The sequence below is a fragment of the Rhizobium album genome, from assembly GCF_003122325.1.
In the GTDB taxonomy this organism is placed as follows: Bacteria; Pseudomonadota; Alphaproteobacteria; order Rhizobiales; family Rhizobiaceae; genus Metarhizobium; species Metarhizobium album.
In genome coordinates this window covers 273553-292837 of sequence record NZ_QFBC01000005.1, presented here as the reverse complement: position 1 = coordinate 292837, position 19285 = coordinate 273553, and the positions used below count along the sequence as shown (strand labels likewise).

Sequence of the window (19285 nt, the reverse complement as noted above, 5' to 3'; positions counted from 1 at the left end):
ACAAACCAATTAAATCATAAGGGAACAAAACGATGGCGATTAGCGATGCAGCATTGATGATGGCGTGGAAAGAAGTTCTCGCCATGTGCAATCTCAAGGCCGGCGAACAGCTGACCATTCTGACCTCGGACGATTCCAACCAGCAGATCGCCGGCATGGCGCGCCTTGCCGCAGCCGACATGGGCGCCGTCGTCACCAACCTCAACCTGGCGCCGATGAACGGCGAAAAGGCGATCTCGCGCGACAAGTCCGGTTACATCGGCAAGACCGCGCTGGAGCACAACAAGGCGGCACTCGCCTGCCTCAAGGCCAGCGACTTCGTCATAGACACGCTGCAGCTGTTGTTCTCCAAGGAGCAGGAAGAAATCCTCAAGACCGGCGCCCGCATGCTGCTCGCCGTCGAGCCTCCGGAAATCATGCTGCGCATGCTGCCGAAGCCAGAGGACAAGGCCCGCGTTCTCGCCGGCGCCAAGAAGCTCGGCGTGGCCAAGAAGATGACCGTCACCTCCAAGGCCGGCACGGATTTCGAATGCGACCTCGGCCAGTATCCGGTGCTGACGCAATACGGCCTTGCCGACGAGCCGGGCCGCTGGGACCACTGGCCGAGCTGCTTCGTCGCCACCTGGCCGACCGAAAAGACCGCCAACGGCACCATCGTCATCGAGGAAGGCGATATCCTGCTGCCGATGAAGATGTATGCCCGCAGCCCGGTGACTTTTACCGTCGAGAACGGCTACGTCACCAAGATCGACGGCGGTTTCGACGCCGAGTTCCTGCGCCGCTTCATGGATTCCTTCGATGATCCGGAAGCCTATGCCATGGCGCATGTCGGCTGGGGCCTGCATACCCGTGCCCACTGGACCGTGCTCGGCCTCACCAACCCGGAAGCCCAGCTCGGCATGGATGCCCGCTCGTTTGCCGGCAACTTCCTGTTCTCCACCGGTCCGAACACCGAGGCCGGTGGCACGCGCGACGTGCCCTGCCATCTCGATATTCCGCTACGCAACTGCTCGCTCTCGCTCGACGGCGAGGCGATGACCAAGGACGGCAAGGTGGTTCCGGCCGAGCAGCGGTGAGGCAGCCGAGATGACCGCACAACATTTCGACGTGGTCGTGGTCGGCGGCGGTTCGGCGGGCTCGGTGCTCGCCGCGCGGCTGTCCGAAAACGACGACCGGCAGGTGGCGCTGATCGAGGCCGGCGTCGCGCCGACCGATCCCGACATCGCCAAACCCGCCATGTGGCCCTTCATCCAGGGCCGCGACTACGACTGGGCCTACGAGACCGTGCCGCAGCCCGGCACGGCGAACCGCATCCATCCCTGGCCGCGCGGCAGGGTGCTGGGCGGATCGAGCTGCCTGCACGCCATGGCGCATGTCCGCGGCCATCCCGACGATTTTGCCGTCTGGGCCGAGGCAACCGGTTCCGACCGCTGGTCCTATGACGGGCTGCTGCCGGGCTTTTTGCGCAGCGAGCGGTTTTCCGGCGGCGCATCCGAACTGCACGGCGGCGACGGGCCGCTGCCGGTCTGGCTGCCGGACGAAGAGGTCAATCCCGTCGTCCGTGCCTATATCGCCGCCGGGCATGAACGCGGCGTGCCGACCCTGCCGGATCACAACGGCCGCAACCTGAACGGCACATCCCCGAACTCGCTGACCATCCGCGACGGCAAACGCGTCAGCGTCGCCGATGCCTATCTGACCGATGATGTGCGGGCGCGGCCCAATCTCACCATCCTCACCGGCGTCTCGGTGCATCGGCTGGTGATCGACGGCAACCGGGTGACCGGCCTTGCCGTCACGCGCGACGGGCGGGACGAAACGATCACCGGCGACGAGATCATCCTCTCCACGGGATCGGTGGCGACACCCCTGCTTCTGATGCGCTCCGGCCTCGGCGATCCCGACGTCCTGCGCCGGGCCGGCGTCGAATGCCGCCTGTCGCGGCCGGCAATCGGCCAAAACCTGCACGACCACCTGCTCGGCGCCGGCAACGTCTACCGGTCCAGCCAGGCCGTGCCGCCGACGAAGCTGCAGCATTCCGAGTCGCTGATGTACCTGAATGCCGCCGACATCACCGAGGCGAAGGGTGTGCCCGATATCGTGCTCGGCTGCGTCACCGGACCTTCGGTTTCGGAGAGTTTTGCTGCCGTCGCACCCGGTTTCGCCTACACCTTCCTGTTCGGCGTCACCCATCCGTCGAGCCGGGGTTATCTTTCGATCGGCGGCCCGGATCTTCACGACAAGCCGGTGATCGATCCCGCCTACCTGCAGACGGATCACGACCGGACGACCTTCCGCCGGGCACTCGACGTCGCCCGCGAGATCGGCAGCGCACAAGCCTTGACAGCATGGAAAGCCGAGGAACTGCTGCCGGGACCAGGTGTCCGAACCACGGCCGAGATCGACGATTTCATCGCCAGGGCGGTCATCACCCATCACCACCCGGTCGGCACCTGCCGGATGGGCAAGGATGCCGACGCCATCGTCGATGCCGACCTGCGTTTCAACGGGCTGGACAACCTGTCGATCGTCGATGCCTCGGTGATCCCGACGATCACCTCCGGGCCGGTGCATGCCGCCGTGCTGGCGATTGCCGAAACCTTTGCGGCCGGCCGGCGCTGATCGGAGCGGCGGTTCACGTCCGCCAGACGCCGCAACCTATCGGCGGCCGTCCGGCCGGGTGAGGATGAATGTCGCGCTGCAGAGCATGACGGCGGCCAGCAGGATCGCCGCCAGCGGCCCCGGCTGGCGGACGAACCAGAAGACGGCATAACTTGCCGCCATCAGGAGACAGGCCGTGATCTTTGCCTTCCGGTTGATCGCGCCGCGCTCCCGCCAATCCCGAAGCGGCGGGCCGAAGATGCGATGAGACAGCAGCCACTCTTCGAGGCGCGGCGAAGATCGGGCAAAAAGCCAGGCGGCAAGCAACAGGAAGGGTGTGGTGGGCAGCACCGGCAGGAAGGCGCCGACGATGCCGACGCCGACCATGATCCAGCCAAGACAGAGATAAAGCAAACGCATGACGGCGGTCCGGGTGTTTCCCTTGGCACGACCGCCGCGACGGACGCTTTGGCAGGCTTATTGAATCGTTGCCGGATAACCGGCGTCGTCGAGAGCCTTAGCGATTTTGTCGGCGCCCGCAAGCGTTTCGATGGAGACGGTCTGCCGGTCGAGATCGGCATCCACCTTGGCGGTCGCATCGATTTCCTTGACGGCCTTGGTGATCGCGCCGACGCAATGGCCGCAGGACATGTCGGGGACGGAAAATTTCAGCATGATGTGCTCCTGAGATTTCGATAGTGCCGGTATGCACCTTCCGGTAACTGGAAGGTCAACCGGAATTTTCTCTGCCGCGCTACTTCGAGGAGGAAAGCTGCTGGATGAACATGCCGAACAGTTCGGCCTGGCTGGAGATGTCCAGCTTCTGGTGAATGTTCTTGCGGTGGATCTTCACCGTGCCCGCGGTGATCTTCAGCTTTTCGGAGATCGACGCGTTCGAATGCCCCCGTAGGATCAGCGAAGTGATCTCGATTTCCCGCGGCGTCAGGATACCGTCGGTCATGCGGCTCAGCGTTTCGTTGATCGGATTTTGCGGCGATGACAGGCGTTGGGGAGCGCCCGAGGCCGGATCGTCCCGGCGCCAGTGCCGCTCGCCGAGCACCCGCAGGAGCGGTTCCGCGTCGCGCACCAAGGCAAGCTCGCGCCGGCCGAAGGCGGGCGCCGTCGTCGGGCGGGTAAAACTCACCACCACGGCCGCCCAGTTTGCCGGACGGCAGACGAAACCGATTTCGTCGCGGATGCCGGTGCGGACATAATGCTGCTTGTAATATTCCGAACTGTAGAAATGGTCGGGCGCCATATCCTTGAGCCGCCGCATGCCGCCGATCTTCTTGTCCATGGCCGCACCGTAGAAGGGATCCAGGAGATAGGGACCGGAGATATAGGCATCTACCACGGTGCGGGCGCGGTGCTCGTCGATGTTGTGATAGCAGCAGACCGGCTTGACCGGCCCGTCATAACCGAAGACCATCAGGATATCGAAATCGATGATCGATTTCAGCGCCGCTTCCAGGCGCCGCGGAAAATCATGGGTTCCGATGGTCTCCACGGTGGCTGCGACCGCGCTGTTCCACGCGGCAAATCCCCTGTCCAATGATTGTCCTTCCGCCACTTCCCCAACGCTTTATCTGCCAGCCGCATGTGCTTCTATCCCCATCGGGATATTTCCATGTCTCGGCGGCCCGCCTAGGCTTTAATCCGATACTGAGATGAGAGCCATGCCGAAATCAAGCGATCCGTCCACAACCTTCGAAACAAAGCTTCAGGAAATCGGTGCCCGCACCGTGCATATCGGCATGGTCGATCCGGAAGGCGAATTCCGCGACAAGCTCGTCTCGGCGGAAAAAGCCGTCAAGCTGGCCAAGGGCGGTTATCCCTTCTGCGAGGTCCTGTATTTCTGGGATATCGCCGAGAGAACCTATCGCGACGGCTCCTTCGTGGATCGTTCGGCAACGATTTTTGCCGACAGCGTCCGCCGCTATCCCTTCGCCGAAAATACCGCACTGTGCCTGGCCGATTTCAGTGGCGAGTTCGGCCGCCGGTCGCCGCGCAATGTCTGCATCTCCCAGCTTGAGCGGGCCGCAGACCTCGGCTTCGACGTCCATTCCGCCTTCGAATTCGAGTTCTTCGTCTTCGACGAAACGGCGGAAAGCATGCGTGCGAAGCAATATCGCGACCTGACGCATTTCGCCCAGGGAAACCGCACCTATTCGCTGCAGACCTCGGCGCTCTACGGCGACCTGCTGCAGGGCCTCGATGCGACCATGGCGGCCATGGACGTCAGGCTCGATGCCATCCACACCGAGCTCGGCCCCGGCTGCTTCGAAGCGCCGCTGGTGCATGCTGAAGGCATCAAGTCGGCCGACGACGCGATGCTGTTCAAGAATTTCGCCCGCGCCTATTTTGCCCGCAACAACAAGACGGTGAGCTTCATGTCGAAGCTTTCGCCAAAACTGTCCGGTCAATCGGGGCACCTGCATCTTTCGCTGCGCGACAAGGCCGGCAATGCCGTTTTCGCCGATCCTTCCGCGCCGGACGGATTGAGCGCGACCGCCCGCCACTTCGTCGGCGGCCTCCTGAAATACATGCCGGAACTGCTGGCGATGTGCTCCTCGACAGTCAACGCCTACAAGCGGCTGGTGCCGGGCGCCTGGGCGCCGACCGCGGCGAACTGGGGCGTGCAGAACCGCACGGCTGCCATTCGCGTCATCAACGATACGCCCGAGGCGACCCGCATCGAGTTTCGCGTGCCCTCTGCCGACACCAACCCCTATCTGGCGCTGGCCATGCTGCTCGGCTCCGGCCTTGCCGGCATCCGCGAGGGCATCGAGCCGCCGCCGAGCAGCGGCGAGGATTTTTACGCCGGCACGCCGGCACCGCAGGCGGTTTTCCCGCGCGATCTTCACGAAGCATCCGCCCGCCTGCGGGCGAGCACATTCGCCCGCGAAACATTCGGGGATGATTTCGTCGAAAGCTTCGCGGAAAGCCGCGCCGTGGAACATGCCGAATACCAAAGGCAGGTCAGCGAGTGGGAGATCAGGCGCTACCTCGGTGTCGTCTGAGCATTTCCAGTCGATCGATAGTGAGAAGAGAGGAAGGAAAAAATGAAAAAGGGAACAGCAGATATCGGCAACACATTCGGCAGCATCGGCCGCCGCTCGGTCCTCAAGGGCATGGGCGGTCTGGGCCTTGCCGCGGTCGCCGGCAACTTCCTGGCGTCGCGAGATGCCAGGGCGGCCGAAAGCCTCAACTACATGTGCTGGGAAGGCTACAACGCCCCCAGCATTCTGGAGCCCTTCCAGAAGCAGAAGGACGCGTCGATCTCCATCGACTTGATCACCGATTCCGCCGGCGGTTTCGCCAAGCTGGCGGCCGGCGCATCGCGCGATTTCGACCTCGTTTCGTCCGACAGCCCGTGGATCCAGCGCATGGGTCCGGCCGGCTTCTGCCGCTTCATCGACGAGGCGGATTTCGCCGGGCAGTTTGCGGAATTCTATCCGCAGTTTCGCGCCCCCTTCGCGCCGCTTGCCTTCGAAGGCAAGGCGACCGGCCTGCCGACGCGCTGGGGCTGGGTCGGCCCGACCGTCAACACCAAGTTCGACAAGCTGGAGACCTGGTCCAGCTATGCGCCCGTCTTCGACAGCGCCTACAAGGACAAGATTTGCCTGCTCGATTGGGGTGACTGGCCGATCATGCCGCTGGCCCTCTATGCCGGCATCAACCCCTACGAAGAACTCGATGAGGCGGCGCTGGAAGAAGTCCGCAAGGTGCTGCGCGCCGCCTTCAAGAACACCCGCGCCATCGTCGCCGACCTTGCCGTCGCCCAGAAGGGCCTGATCGACGGTTCGTTCCGCGCGCTGATCGGCGGCGGCACCTATGCCACCTCCGCCCTGCGCATGAAGGGCCACGACTACATCCAGTCGATCGTCCCCGAGCCGAAGAACGGCCTGAAGCAGGGCATCATCTGGATGGAGGCCACCGGCCTCATCGACAACGGCAAGAATTCGCAGATCGCCGCCGACTTCCTGAAGTATATCGTCTCTCCGGAAGTCGCAAAGCAGCTTGCCATCACCGAAGCCACCTGCAACCTCGTGCCGAACAGCAAGGCGGAAGCCCTGTTCTCCGAAGAGGAGAAGAAGGCCCTGCAGATGGACTACATGTGGACGGCCTGGGACAACAGCCAGTTCCACACCGTCGCGCCGAATATCGACGATATGCTGGCGATCTGGCAGGAAGAACTTGCAGCCCGCTGACCGGGTGTGAAATGCTGTTGCGACGGGCTGCCCCCGGGCCGGCCCGTCCTGTTCCATTTCTTTATTCAGAGATCGAGGAAGCTGAGCTTGGTAGGCCCCATTATCGATGCCGCCGACATTGTGAAGGACTACGGGTCGGCGCGCGCACTGCACGGCGTTTCCCTGGAAGTCGGAGCAGGCGAATTTCTGGCGCTGGTGGGACCGTCCGGCTGCGGCAAGACGACACTGCTCAAGATCCTCGCGGGTTTCGAGGAGCCGACCGGTGGCCGCCTCGAAATCCAGGGCAAGGACATGCGCGGCGTTCCCGCCGCCAACCGGCCGACACGGATCGTCTTCCAGAAGCTGGCGCTGTTCCCGCACAAGACCGTCGCCGAAAACATCGGTTTCCCGCTGAAACTGCAGAAGGTCGCGAAACCGGAATCGGACAGCCGCGTCCGCGCCATGCTCGACCTGATGCATCTCAAGCCGGAATATCTCACCCGCTACCCGGCGCAGCTCTCCGGCGGCGAGCAGCAGCGCGTGGCGCTGGCGCGGGCGCTCGTTTCCCAGCCCGGCGTCCTGCTGCTCGACGAGCCGATGAGCGCGCTGGATGCCAAGCTGAAGAAATCGCTGCAGGCGGAGCTGAAGAAGCTGCACCGCGAGATCGGCACCAGCTTCGTCCTCGTCACCCATGACCTGGAAGAAGCCATGATGCTTGCCGACCGCATCTGCGTCATGCGCAGCGGCCATGTCGTGCAGATCGGCACGCCCGCCGACATCTATTACCGTCCGGCCAACATGTTCGTCGCCGGCTTCATCGGCGAGACGAACTTTTTGCCGGTTACCGCCACGAAAACCGCCGCCGGCGCGACCGTCACCTCGCCCTTGATACCGGGCGCCTCCGCCGAAATCCCGGCCGAGCACGTCTCGCCGGCCCTGTCCGCCGCCGGCACCGCGCTTCTGGTGCGGCCGGAAAGCACGCGGTTCGTCAAGGGCGACGCGTCTCCCGGCGAATGGGTGCTGGACGGCGAAGTCGAGGAATATTTCATCAAGGGCGCCTCGACGCAGTATCGCATCCGCGTTGCCGGCCTGCCCGCCGCCGTCGTCATGGACCTGCCCGGCTCCATCGTGCTGCCGGCCCGCGTCGGTGAAAGCGTCCGGGTCGGTTTCCAGCCCGCTCACGCCTTTCTTCTGTCGGAGTGAGCATGCAGATCGAGCAGAAATCCTGGAAAGATCCTGTCCTGATCGCCATGGTCGCGCCGCTGGCGATCGTCATGGTGGTTTTCTTCCTCATCCCGCTGTTGATGACGGCGGTGCTGACCTTCCAGACAACGCAATATTACCGCCTGTCCTGGACCTGGAACCTGAAGATCTGGACGGAGGTCTTCTCCAAGCCGCATTACTGGACGATCATGCTGCGCACGGTCGGCATGGCGGTGGTCTGCGTGCTTCTCTGCGTGCTGATCGCCTATCCCGCCGCCTACGCAATGGCGACGCGGCTCAAGTCCTACAAGACGCAGATCCAGATCCTCATCATCTTCGCCTTTCTTACCGATGCCGTGCTCAAGACCTTCGGCTGGATCCTCATCCTCGACAAGAACGGCGTGGCGAACTGGCTGCTGATGCATATCGGCTTCCCGCCGGAAATGCTCAACCTGCTGTTCAGCCCGGCCGGCACGATGATCGGCATGGTCTACAATCTCGTCACCTATCCGATGTTCACCATCTATCTGTCGCTCGTGCGCATCGACCGCGACCTGGTGCTGGCCGCCTATGATGCCGGCGCTTCGCGGCTGCGGACCTTTTTCGAGGTCACCTTGCCGCTATCGCGTCCGGGCCTTTATTCCGGCGCGGTGCTGGTCTTCGTGCTCAGCCTCGGCGCCTTCCTCGAACCCCGCGTTCTCGGCGGCGGCACCTCGCCCTTGGCGTCGGAACTGATCCGCCAGAGTTTTGAAACACGTGTCAACTGGCCGCTCGGGGCGGCGCTGACCCTCGTGCTCATCGCCATCGGTGCGCTGACGCTCGCCGTCTCCGCGGCGCTGACCTTGCGCCGCAGGCCGAACCAGCGGAGTGCCGCCTGATGTCGCCGCGCTTCAAGAATATCCTTCTCGATACGTTGCTCATCGGCAGCGTCTTGGTATTGCTGCTGTTCTTCTACGCGCCGATCATCACGCTGGTGGCCTTTTCCTTTACGTCGAGCCGGGTCCTGACCCTGCCGATCGAAGGGTTTTCGCTGCAATGGTATGGCGAACTGGTCAGCCGCCCGGATTTCTTCCCCGCAGTGTTGAACTCCGCGGTGGTGGCGGCGATATCGATGGTGTTCGCCACGGCCTTCGGCACGGCCGGCGCCGTCGCCTGGATCCGCTATCGTTTCCGTCTACAATCGGTCTTCCGGGCCGTGACGTTCGCACCGCTTCTGTTTCCCCAACTGCTGCTCGGCGTCGTCATGCTGTTGTGGTTCTCCGTGCTCGGCAACTGGCTCGGCTTTTCGACCGGGCTTGTCACCGTGGTCATCGGGCACGTCGTCTACATCACGCCGTTCGCCCTCGTCATCGTCGCGGTCCAGGTCTACGGCTTCGACGATACGCTGGAGGATGCCGCCCGCGATGCCGGCGCGACAGGCTGGCAGGTGTTTCGCGAAATCACCTTTCCGCTGCTGTGGCCGGGGATCTTTTCCGCCGCCATCTTTGCCTTCCTGCTCTCCTGGGGCAATTTCTACGTCTCCTATTCGCTGGCGGGCACGGCGCGGACGCTGCCGATCTTCGTCTATAGCGGCATCGCCGTCGGATCATCGCCGATCTATCCGGCACTGGCGACGCTCAATCTCATTCCCGCACTGCTGCTTGTCGTCACCGCCGAGGTTTTCCGCCGCCGTGCGCTGAAACGCCAGTCGGCATCCCTTCCGTCTTCCTGACAGATCAAGAGTTTACCCATGCCCATCGATACGCTTGCCACCACCAGCAACTGGAGCTTTCCGACCGCCGTCCGTTTCGGCAACGGCCGCATCTCGGGCCTTGCCGAGATGGTGCGCGAACTCGGCGCCAGCCGCCCGCTCGTCATCACCGATGCCGGCCTGAAGGACCTGTTCCCGGTTCAGCGGACGCTCGAAGTGCTGAAGGCCGGCGGACTGCCGGCCGGCCTGTTTTCCAACGTCAAGCCCAACCCGACCGGCGCCAATGTCGCCGACGGAGTGGACGCCTTCGTCAGCGGCGATCATGACCTCGTCGTCGCCATCGGCGGCGGCAGCGCGCTGGATGCGGCCAAGGCCGTCGCCTTCATGGCCCGCCAGACGATCCCGATGTGGGATCTGGAAGATATCGGCGACAACTGGACGCGCGCCAACACCGACCGCCATGTGCCTGTCATCGCCATTCCGACTACCGCCGGCACCGGGTCCGAACTGGGTCGCTCCTCGGTGATCACCCACGATGCGGAAAAGCGCAAGGTCATCGTCTTCCATCCGAAGATGATGCCAAACATCGTGGTCATGGACCCGGAACTGACCGTCGGCCTGCCGGCCCACATCACCGCCGCGACCGGCATGGATGCCCTGTCGCACGCGCTCGAAGCCTTCAGCGCGCCGTCCTTCCATCCGATGGCGGAAGGCATCGCCCTCAACGCGCTGCGCCTGATCAAGACATGGCTGCCGCGCGCCGTGCACGAAGGCAACAATCTTGAAGCCCGCGGCCAGATGCTGATCGCCTCCGGCATGGGCTGCGTCGCCTTGCAGAAAGGCCTGGGCGCCATCCATGCGCTCGCCCATCCGCTCGGCGCGCTCTACGACGCCCATCACGGCCTGCTGAACGCCGTGCTGATGCCCTATGTCGTCGAATTCAACACGCCGGCGATTGCCGACAAGCTCGCCTTGCTGGCCCGCTTCCTCGACCTGCCGCGCCATGACGCGGAGGGCGTCGTCGACTGGATCCTCGACCTGCGCCGCGATCTGTCGATCCCCGAAAAGCTTTCCGGCATGGGCCTGACGGATATCGACGCCGACAAGGTGGCAACCATGGGCGTCGTCGATCCTTGCGCCGGCGGCAATCCGGTGGCGCTCGACGAGGCCGGCTTGAAGAGCATTCTTTCGGCGGCGTCCGGGGCGTAAAGCCGCTCAAAGCGGGCCAATGCGGGCTGGGACCGCAACATCAATACCCGCACACATGAGTTTCATCCCTGCAATTGAGTGGGCGCAAGATTGTTGCGCCCATTTTTGTTGAGTATTTTGCAGCGTCCGCTACGTCATCCTCGGTCGCGAGACGATAAATTAAACTATATCAATAGGTTATAAGATCACCAGTTCACGGCCTGAGATGACGGACGTTGGAGCTTTGCAGCTTTTCCGGTCATCCCCGGCAGCGACGTTAACCCATCCGAATCCTCTGCGCATGCAATTACCCCGTTGACACGGAAAATACGTTGATCTACGAATGAGAACGTTCTCAGAGAACGTTACCAGCGCTCTGAGGATCATGGGAGGAATGCATGCAAGAGCCGGTTTCCGGGCCTGCCGTGCCTGTTGGCGCGGGGGAGGTGGCCCTGTCCATTGAAGCGATCCGCAAGGCGTATGGCGCAACCGTCGCCGTCGAGAAAGCGGCGATGACGCTGATGGCCGGCGAAGTGCATGCGCTGCTTGGCGAAAACGGCGCCGGCAAATCTACCCTGGTGAAAATTCTGAGCGGCGTCGTGCGTCCCGATGCCGGCGGCATGGTGCTCAAGGGCCGGCCCTATGCGCCGACCTCCATTTCCGCAGCCCGCGCCGAAGGCGTGGCGACCGCCTTCCAGGAACTCAGCCTGCTGCCTAATCTGTCCGTTGCCGAAAACCTGCTTCTGCCCAGGCTGCCGAAAGGCGTTGCCGGCATGACGTCGGCGGCCGGCACCTGGCAGGCCGGCGCCGAGATCCTGGCGCGTTACGGCCTCGACCATATCGATCCGGGTGCTGCGCTGGAAAGCCTGCCGCTCGCCGATCGCCAGCGCGTCGAAATCGTCCGCGCCTTCGTCAATGCCCGCCATGTGCTGGTGCTCGACGAGCCGACGGCAGCACTTGCCGATACCCAATGGCTTTTCGACCATGTTCGCGCCGCCACGGCGAAGGGCATGGCCGTACTCTATATCTCCCACCGGCTGAGCGAGGTGCGGGCATTGTGCAGCCGGGCGACCGTGCTGCGCAACGGCCGCTCCATCGCCACGGTGGAGCTTTCCGCCGCCACCGATGGCGACATCTTCGAGATGATGGTCGGCCGCCGCGGCCATGCGGCCCGCCGCGCCGCAACCAGCACGGCAGCGACATTGAACGCACCCGTCGTCCTGTCCGTCTCCGGCATGGCCGGCGATACGCTGAAGGATGTCTCCTTCGAGCTGCGCAAGGGCGAAATCCTCGGCATCGCCGCGCTCGAAGGGCAGGGACAGCGTGAATTGTTCCGCACGCTGGCGGGGTTGCGCCAGCCGGCCTCCGGCACGATTTCCGTCGATGGCGTGGCGCAGGCGCTGCGCGGCCCGAGCCATGCTCTGCGCGTCGGCGGCGGCATCGCCTACCTGCCGGAGGAGCGCAAGACGGAAGGCATCCTTTCCGGCCTCTCGGCGGCCAGCAACATCGTGTTGCCGATCCTGCCCTCGGTGAGCAAGGCGGGGCTCGTCTCCGGCCGCAACGAGCGGGCGGCGAGCGAAGAACATGCCCAGCGCGTCGAGATGAGCCAGCGTTATCTCTCCTTCCCCATCGGAGACCTGTCGGGCGGCAACCAGCAGAAGGCGCTGCTCGCCCGCGTCATGGCGACCGGCGCCCAGACCTTGCTGCTCTTCGACCCGACCCGCGGCGTCGATGTCGGCACGAAACAATCGATCTATGCGGCGATCAGCAATTTTGCCGAACAGGGCGGCTCGGTGCTGTTCTACTCTTCCGAACTGCCGGAGATCGTCCAGCTCGCCCATCGCTGCATGGTGCTCTACGGCGGCCGCATCTTCAGCGAATTCACCGGCGAGGACATCGACGAACAGGCACTGGTGGCAGCCCTGATCGGCCATGGCGGCGCAGAGCGCCGGGCAAGCGCAGGAGTGCATTGATGGCCAGTCTCACCCATTCCACCCCGCACCGTATGCGACGCGCCCAGCCGATGAAGCTGCTGACCAGCGGCGCCGGTATCGTCTTCGTCCTCTACGTGCTGCTCTACGCCATTTATGCGAGCCTGCAGCCGAGCGCCCTGTCGTCCAGCACCTTCACCAACCTCGTCAACAATTCCGTGCCGCTGGCAATCGCCGCCGCCGGCGAGACGCTGGTGGTGCTGTCGCGCGGCTTCGACCTGTCGGTGGCCGGCGTCATCTCGCTGACCAACGTGTTGATGGCGGTCTATCCTCAGGAAGGGCCTTTCGGCGCGCTGGTCTCGCTGGCGATATGTCTGGCTGTCGGCGGCATCGTCGGTGCGGTCAACGGCTGGCTGGTGGCGATCCTGCGGCTGCAGGCGATTGCCGCGACGCTGGCGACGATGATCGTCTGCCAGGGGCTGGCGCTGGTGATCCTCGATGCGCCGGGCGGCATGGTGGCCGACTGGGTGAGCTACGAACTCACCGACCGCCTGTTCGGCGTGCTGCCGATCTCCGGCCTGTTCGTGCTCGCCGTCGTCCTCGCCTGGCTTGTCTTCAAGCGCACCAATCTTGGCCTCGGCCTCTATGCCGTCGGCGCCGACGAGCAGGCCGCCTCGCTTTCGGGTATCTCGGTCATCAAGGTGCGTTTCGCCGCCTTTGTCGGCGCCGGCATGATCTACGGGCTCGCAGGCTTCATGCTCAGTGCCCAGACCGCGACCGGCAATCCGAACTCCGGCACGCCGTTCCTGATGCTGGCCTTTGCGGCCGTGGCGCTTGGCGGCACCTCGCTTTCCGGCGGTCGCGGCGGGTTGATCGGCTCGATCCTCGGCGCGGCGACGCTGATGCTTTTGCAGAAAGTGCTGTTTTCCGGCGGTGTATCCTCTTTCTACACCGGTATTTTCCAGGGCGTCGTCCTGGTGCTGGCCATCGTCTTCGGCAGCGCCTTCGCCCGCCTGACAGGCCGGAGGACGACCGCATGACATCGCAGGTAGACGTGATGAGCAAATTCCAAGCAGAGCAGGATACACGCAAGGCACGCCGCATCGACCGGCACACGGTCAGCGCCATCGCCGTCTTCGTCCTGTGCGTCGTGCTGATCCTCGCATCGCGGCTGGTCAGCCCGTCGCTGGGCTCCTGGCAGCAGGTGCTGACGGTGCTGACGCTCGCCTCCTTCCTCGTCGTCCTGTCCTTCGGGCAGGGGCTGGTGATCCTCACCGGCGGCCTCGACCTGTCGTTGCCGGCGGTGATCACCCTCGGCGGCGTCTTGACCACCACCTGGATCGGCAACGGGCCGGGCGCCTGGTACATGCTGCCCTTCGTGCTGGCGATCTGCGGCGGCGTCGGGCTGGCCTCGGCGATCGGCATCGTATGGCTGAAGGTACCGCCCTTCATCATGACCATGGCGACGTCGATCATCGTCTCGTCGGCCGCCCTCGGCCTCACCAACGGCACGCCGCGCGGCGCCTCGCCGGACGTGCTGCTGCTGTTGATGAAGGGCTCGTGGCTCGGCATCCCCGCACCCGTCTATTTCCTGGTGATCTTCGCCGTCGTCGGCTGGATCGTGCAGAGCCGCACCGTCTTCGGCCGCTACCTCTATGCGCTCGGCACCAACAGGGATGCCGCACGGATCGCCGGCGTGCCGATCACCCTGGTCTCCGTGCTGCCCTACGTCATCAGCGCCGTCTGCGCCGGCTTCGTCGGCATGATGCTGGTGGGGTATGCCAACGGCGCGACGCTGCGCATGGGCGACAACTACATGCTGCCGTCGATAGCGGCCGTCGTCATCGGCGGCTCCTCCATCCTCGGCGGCAACGGCAACTTCGCCGGCACGGTCGGGGGCGCGATCCTGCTCACCACCGTCGGCACCGTCATCGCCGCCATCGGTCTGGAGCAGGGGCTGCGTACCATCATCGAAGGCGGAATCATTCTGGTCGCTCTCCTCCTGCTGCGCGAGGAACTGTTCGAGCGGCTTCGAGGACTGTCCGGCAAACCAAGGTCGGGCGGGTAAAACAATTCCGGCAAAAGCGCGGGAGCGGTTTTGCCTTCGGAATTGCGTGAAAACAAAAGGACAGGGGCATTTTAGCGTTTCCTGGAAAAGCGAAATGACCCTGGGGGAAGCACAGGCATTTTTTTGAAGAATAGTGGGAACGTTCTCACTGTAAGTCCGCAGAGGCTTTTAAAGGAGGAGACTGATGAAGCGTTCAATGTTTATGCTCGCCACGGCCATGATGGCGGCGACCTTCGGATCGGGCATGGTCAGCCAGCCGGCGCATGCCCAGGACGGCAAGAAGTTCAAGATCTACCTGAGCTTGAGCTACAGCGGCAATTCCTGGCAGTCGGAAGCCGCCAACATCGTCAAGGCGCTGGCGGCCACACCGCCCTACAACGATATGGTGGAACTCACCGAAGTGATATCGGGCACCGATCCGCAGGCGCAGATCTCGGCCTATGAAAGCATGATCGAAGCCGGCGCCGACGGTATCGTCAGCTTCCCGATTTCTTCGACGGCGCTGAACCGCACCATCAAGCGCGGTTGCGAAGCCGGCGTGCTGTTCTTCATGTACGACGCCACCGTGACGCAGCCCTGCGCCTACAATGTCAGCTACATCACGTCGGGCTTCGGCGAAAACTCCGCCCAGGCGCTGGTCAACGAACTCGGCGGCAAGGGCAAGATCTTCCTGTCGCGCGGCGTTCCCGGCAACTCGGTCGACAAGCGTCATACGGACGGCGCGCTGAGCATCTTCAAGAAATATCCCGGCATCGAGATCGCTGCCGAATATTATTCCTACTGGGACGACCGCACGACGCAGCAGGAAACGGCCAAGGCGCTCGTCGCCCATCCTGATGTCGACGGCATCTGGGCGCAGGCCGGCGAATACGGCGCAATCCAGGCGCTGCTCGACAAGGGCGGCAAGCTGGTGCCGATGACCGGTGAAAACTCCAACGGCTTCCGTCTGGCGCTAGCCGATCCGGCGATGCAGGAAAAGGGCCTGCGCGGCGTTTCCGCCGGCTCGCCGCCGGCTCAGTCGGGTTACGCCTTCAAGCTGATGATGGAAATCCTCACCAAGAAGCGTGAACTGGCCGCCACCAACATCGAATATCCGCTGCCGTGGGTCCCGGCCGACAAGGTCAAGATCTGCAAGGGCGAGAAATTCGAAGACGGTTGCAACGCCTTTGCCGATGGCGTCGTGCCTTCCTCCTTCGTGACGGAAGTGCTCGATCCGGTGCTTTTGCCGGAACTCTCCATCCAGTCCGCCCTGAACGGCACGCCCGTCGAAGGCGCGACGATCCAGGCCCTGCCGGCAGAGGTCAAGCAGGCTCCGAACGAGCCGGACATCAATTGCCAGGGCTGCGAGCCGCCGGCCGATCTCTATCACCTGACGAAGATCGAACCGACCGTCCAGCCGTAAGCTGCATCACACGAAAAATCGGGGCAGCGCGCCGTGCGCTGTCCCTCCCCGAAAGGTCGAAAAGGTACGCAGACATGAGATTTTTGAAGAAGGGTCAGGATGCCGACGCAATCGCCGCCAATGATGCCGCGGTGAAGACGACGGTGGAAGGTATTCTGGCCGATATCGGCACACGCGGCGATGCGGCCGTTCGGGAACTATCGGCCAAATTCGACAAATACACGCCGAAGGCCTTCCGGCTGACGGAAGCCGAGATCGAAGCGGCGATCGCCAAGGTTTCCCCGCGCGATCTCGACGACATCCGTTTCGCCCAGGCCCAGGTCCGCAATTTTGCGGAAAAGCAGCGCGCCTGCATCCTCGACCTCGAGGTCGAAACGCTGCCCGGCGTTTTCCTCGGTCACAAGAACATCCCGGTCAACGCCGTGGGCTGCTACGTGCCCGGCGGCAAATATCCGATGGTCGCCTCGGCGCATATGAGCGTCGTCACCGCCAAGGTCGCCGGCGTCAAGCGGGTGATCGCCTGCGCGCCGCCGTTCAACGGCGAGCCGCATCCGGCCATCGTCGCCGCCATGCATCTCGGCGGCGCCGACGAGATCTACGTGCTGGGCGGTGTCCAGGCGGTCGGCGCCATGGCGCTCGGCACCGAAAGCATCGAGGCGGTCGACATGATCGTCGGCCCCGGCAACGCCTTCGTGGCGGAAGCCAAGCGCCAGCTCTACGGCCGCGTCGGCATCGACCTCTTCGCCGGGCCGACGGAAACGCTCGTCATCGCCGACGAGACCGTGGACGGCGAGATCTGCGCGACCGATCTGCTCGGCCAGGCCGAGCACGGGCCGACCAGCCCGGCGGTGTTGCTCACCACCTCCGAAAAGCTCGCCCATGACACGATGGCGGAAGTCGAACGCCAGCTCGACATCCTCTCCACCGCCGACATCGCCCGCAAGTCGTGGGCGGATTACGGCCAGGTGATCGTCTGCGACAGCGACGAGGAAATGCTGGCGGTCGCCAACGACCTCGCCTACGAGCATGTGCAGGTGATGACCGCCGATCCCGACTATTTCCTCGACAACATGAGCAACTACGGCGCGCTGTTCCTCGGGCCGCGCACCAACGTCGCTTACGGCGACAAGGTGATCGGCACAAATCACACCTTGCCCACGAAGAAGGCGGCCCGCTATACGGGTGGCCTGTGGGTGGGAAAATTCATCAAGACATGCACCTATCAGCGGGTTGTCACTGACGAGGCCAGCGCGCTCGTGGGCGAATATTGCTCACGTCTGTGCCAGCTCGAAGGTTTTGCCGGCCATGCCGAACAGGCGAACATCCGTGTTCGTCGGTACGGCGGCTCCAACTCGGCCTGATCGGGAAAACCAGCGAGGAGCGCATGAAGGCCAAGACCCTGAATCGTCAAAGTAAGCCGCGCGTGACCGTCAAGGATCTGGCGCGGGATCTCGGGATGTCGGTTTCCACCGTCTCCCGGGCCTTCTATGCCGATGCCGTCATCGCTCCCACCACCCGCGAGGCCGTGCTCGCCCGCGCCCAGGAGATCGGCTACAAGCCGAACCCCTTCGCGCAGAGCCTGATCACCAAGAAGACGCAGATCGTCGGCATGGTGGTCTCCGACATCAACAACCCCTTCTATCCGGAGGTGATGACACGGCTGACGGAGGACCTGCAGGCGATCGGCATGAATGTCATGCTGGTGGCGGCAAGCGATTCCGCCAAGGTCGACGATGCGGTGAGGCTGCTCCTGTCCTACCAGCCGGACCTGGTGATCATCCTGGCAGCCTCGCTGTCGTCGGAAGCGATGCGGGAATGTCGGGTGGCGGGCAGCCCCTGCATCTTCTTCAACCGCCTGTCGCTCGATCCGGAATGTTTCGGCGTCAGCTGCGACAACCGCGAAGGCGGGCGTCGCGCCGCCGATTTCCTCATCGACCGCAACCACCGCGCGCTTGCTTATGTCTCGGCCTTTCCCGACGCCTCGACCAATGTCGAGCGCAAGGAAGGTTTTGTCGACCGGGCGAAGGAGCGGGGCCTGGCGGAACCGGTGGTCATCGAGGCCGGCCGCTTCAGCTACGACGCCGGTTATGCCGCAGCCGACGCCTTCGCCGCGCTGCCGTTCCGCCCGGACGGCGTGTTCTGCGCCAACGACATCCTGGCGATCGGCTTCATCGAAGGCGTACGCGAGAAGCTGGGGCTGGATGTGCCCAAACATCTTTCGGTGATCGGCTTCGACGATATTTCCATGGCCCACTGGCCCTCGCACAGCCTCACCACCATCCGCCAGCCGGTGGACGAGATGCTGGCGACGACGGTGGAATTCGCCCGGGCGCTGGCCGCCAATCCGGAGGAAAAGCCGGTGGTGCGCCGCATCGTTCCAAGCGGCGTCATCGAACGCAACACGACACGCTGGCGTATGGAGGAGACGGAATGAGCGAAGCCCGTGCCCTTTTCGACCGATTGGTGACCGTGCACCGGCCGGATTGCGAATTGCTGGCTTCGGCTGGCTCGTTTGCCGCGACACCGGCGATCGACCAGGGCACGCTTGCCCGCGACTTCGAAAGCGATGCCGCCGGATCTTATGCCTTAGCCGCCCGCGTCGTTTTCGAGGACCTGCGCCGCATCGTCGGCCAGCTTGCCGGGTTCCTGATCCTGGCGCGGCTGACGCGCCGCCGCGAGCTGCTCGACCTGCCGGAAATGGAAGCGGCACGGCAGCGCTGGCAGAAATGTGTCGCCGCCCTTTCGGCTCTGATCGCGCCACCGCCGCTTGCCGAACACCGCCGCCGGCTGGAGGCAGCGACGATCTGCTGCGGCGAGGTGTTGGCGCATATCGAAAAACTCGGCCGGCCGGACCGCACCGAAGAGGCGCTCGACCAGGCCGGAGACCGGATCAAGGAGGCCTACCGCGCCCTGCAGACCACGGCGAGCGAGAAGGCCGGTCTTGCCATGGTCGATTTTAGCCATGCCTGTTGCAGCTGCGGGCCGCAGCACTGATTTTTATCCAAGGGAGGA

At 63.9% G+C, this 19285-nt stretch carries 18 protein-coding genes; 15 read left to right on the top strand and 3 right to left on the bottom strand.

The window, feature by feature from the left end:
• The first annotated feature begins 32 nt into the window (after nucleotides 1-32).
• Entirely contained in the window at nucleotides 33-1076 is a 1044-nt protein-coding gene (locus DEM27_RS14245; RefSeq protein WP_109458904.1) for a 2,5-dihydroxypyridine 5,6-dioxygenase NicX family protein, read from the top strand.
• Nucleotides 1077-1086: 10 nt separating this feature from the next.
• A complete protein-coding gene (locus DEM27_RS14240) occupies nucleotides 1087-2622 on the top strand; it encodes a GMC family oxidoreductase (protein ID WP_109458903.1) in 1536 nt (511 codons plus the stop codon).
• Between the two features lie 36 nt (nucleotides 2623-2658).
• Here the strand turns inward: DEM27_RS14240 and DEM27_RS14235 are convergent, their stop codons facing one another.
• From DEM27_RS14235 to DEM27_RS14225, 3 genes are all read right to left on the bottom strand, one after another.
• Complete coding sequence (locus DEM27_RS14235; protein ID WP_109458902.1) at nucleotides 2659-3021, bottom strand: YbaN family protein; 363 nt, start codon at nucleotides 3019-3021, stop codon at nucleotides 2659-2661.
• Between the two features lie 57 nt (nucleotides 3022-3078).
• Nucleotides 3079-3276 (bottom strand): heavy-metal-associated domain-containing protein, encoded by a 198-nt coding sequence (locus DEM27_RS14230; protein ID WP_109458901.1) that lies wholly within the window; start codon nucleotides 3274-3276, stop codon nucleotides 3079-3081.
• A 79-nt stretch (nucleotides 3277-3355) separates the two neighbouring features.
• The gene (locus tag DEM27_RS14225) at nucleotides 3356-4153 is read right to left on the bottom strand and encodes a helix-turn-helix transcriptional regulator (protein WP_109458900.1); all 798 of its coding nucleotides are present in this window, start codon (nucleotides 4151-4153) and stop codon (nucleotides 3356-3358) included.
• Between the two features lie 124 nt (nucleotides 4154-4277).
• On the opposite strand from DEM27_RS14225, the gene DEM27_RS14220 reads away from it, so the two are divergent.
• From DEM27_RS14220 to DEM27_RS14160, 13 genes are all read left to right on the top strand, one after another.
• The gene (locus DEM27_RS14220; RefSeq protein ID WP_109458899.1) at nucleotides 4278-5621 is read left to right on the top strand and encodes a glutamine synthetase family protein; all 1344 of its coding nucleotides are present in this window, start codon (nucleotides 4278-4280) and stop codon (nucleotides 5619-5621) included.
• 42 nt (nucleotides 5622-5663) lie between these two features.
• Nucleotides 5664-6812, top strand: coding sequence for an ABC transporter substrate-binding protein (locus tag DEM27_RS14215; protein ID WP_109458898.1), 1149 nt, complete (start codon nucleotides 5664-5666; stop codon nucleotides 6810-6812).
• A gap of 87 nt (nucleotides 6813-6899) precedes the next feature.
• Complete coding sequence (locus DEM27_RS14210) at nucleotides 6900-7994, top strand: ABC transporter ATP-binding protein (protein WP_165823428.1); 1095 nt, start codon at nucleotides 6900-6902, stop codon at nucleotides 7992-7994.
• A gap of 2 nt (nucleotides 7995-7996) precedes the next feature.
• Complete coding sequence (locus DEM27_RS14205) at nucleotides 7997-8872, top strand: ABC transporter permease (protein WP_109458896.1); 876 nt, start codon at nucleotides 7997-7999, stop codon at nucleotides 8870-8872.
• Nucleotides 8872-9705: an ABC transporter permease gene (locus tag DEM27_RS14200; protein WP_109458895.1), complete on the top strand. Its 834-nt coding sequence runs from the start codon at nucleotides 8872-8874 to the stop codon at nucleotides 9703-9705. Before DEM27_RS14205 ends, DEM27_RS14200 begins: the two co-directional genes overlap by 1 nt.
• An 18-nt stretch (nucleotides 9706-9723) precedes the next feature.
• Entirely contained in the window at nucleotides 9724-10893 is a 1170-nt protein-coding gene (locus DEM27_RS14195) for an iron-containing alcohol dehydrogenase (RefSeq protein WP_109458894.1), read from the top strand.
• Between the two features lie 377 nt (nucleotides 10894-11270).
• Complete coding sequence (locus DEM27_RS14190) at nucleotides 11271-12845, top strand: sugar ABC transporter ATP-binding protein (RefSeq protein WP_109458893.1); 1575 nt, start codon at nucleotides 11271-11273, stop codon at nucleotides 12843-12845.
• A complete protein-coding gene (locus tag DEM27_RS14185) occupies nucleotides 12845-13843 on the top strand; it encodes an ABC transporter permease (RefSeq protein WP_109458892.1) in 999 nt (332 codons plus the stop codon). The genes DEM27_RS14190 and DEM27_RS14185 overlap by 1 nt, the downstream gene beginning before the upstream one ends.
• Entirely contained in the window at nucleotides 13840-14871 is a 1032-nt protein-coding gene (locus DEM27_RS14180; RefSeq protein WP_109458891.1) for an ABC transporter permease, read from the top strand. Before DEM27_RS14185 ends, DEM27_RS14180 begins: the two co-directional genes overlap by 4 nt.
• Nucleotides 14872-15055: 184 nt before the next feature.
• A complete protein-coding gene (locus DEM27_RS14175) occupies nucleotides 15056-16273 on the top strand; it encodes a sugar ABC transporter substrate-binding protein (protein ID WP_109458890.1) in 1218 nt (405 codons plus the stop codon).
• A gap of 74 nt (nucleotides 16274-16347) precedes the next feature.
• Nucleotides 16348-17634: a histidinol dehydrogenase gene (gene hisD / locus DEM27_RS14170; protein ID WP_109458889.1), complete on the top strand. Its 1287-nt coding sequence runs from the start codon at nucleotides 16348-16350 to the stop codon at nucleotides 17632-17634.
• Between the two features lie 23 nt (nucleotides 17635-17657).
• On the top strand, nucleotides 17658-18707 hold the full coding sequence (locus DEM27_RS14165; RefSeq protein ID WP_109458888.1) for a LacI family DNA-binding transcriptional regulator: 1050 nt from the start codon (nucleotides 17658-17660) through the stop codon (nucleotides 18705-18707).
• Complete coding sequence (locus DEM27_RS14160; protein ID WP_109458887.1) at nucleotides 18704-19267, top strand: hypothetical protein; 564 nt, start codon at nucleotides 18704-18706, stop codon at nucleotides 19265-19267. The genes DEM27_RS14165 and DEM27_RS14160 overlap by 4 nt, the downstream gene beginning before the upstream one ends.
• Nucleotides 19268-19285: the final 18 nt, after the last annotated feature.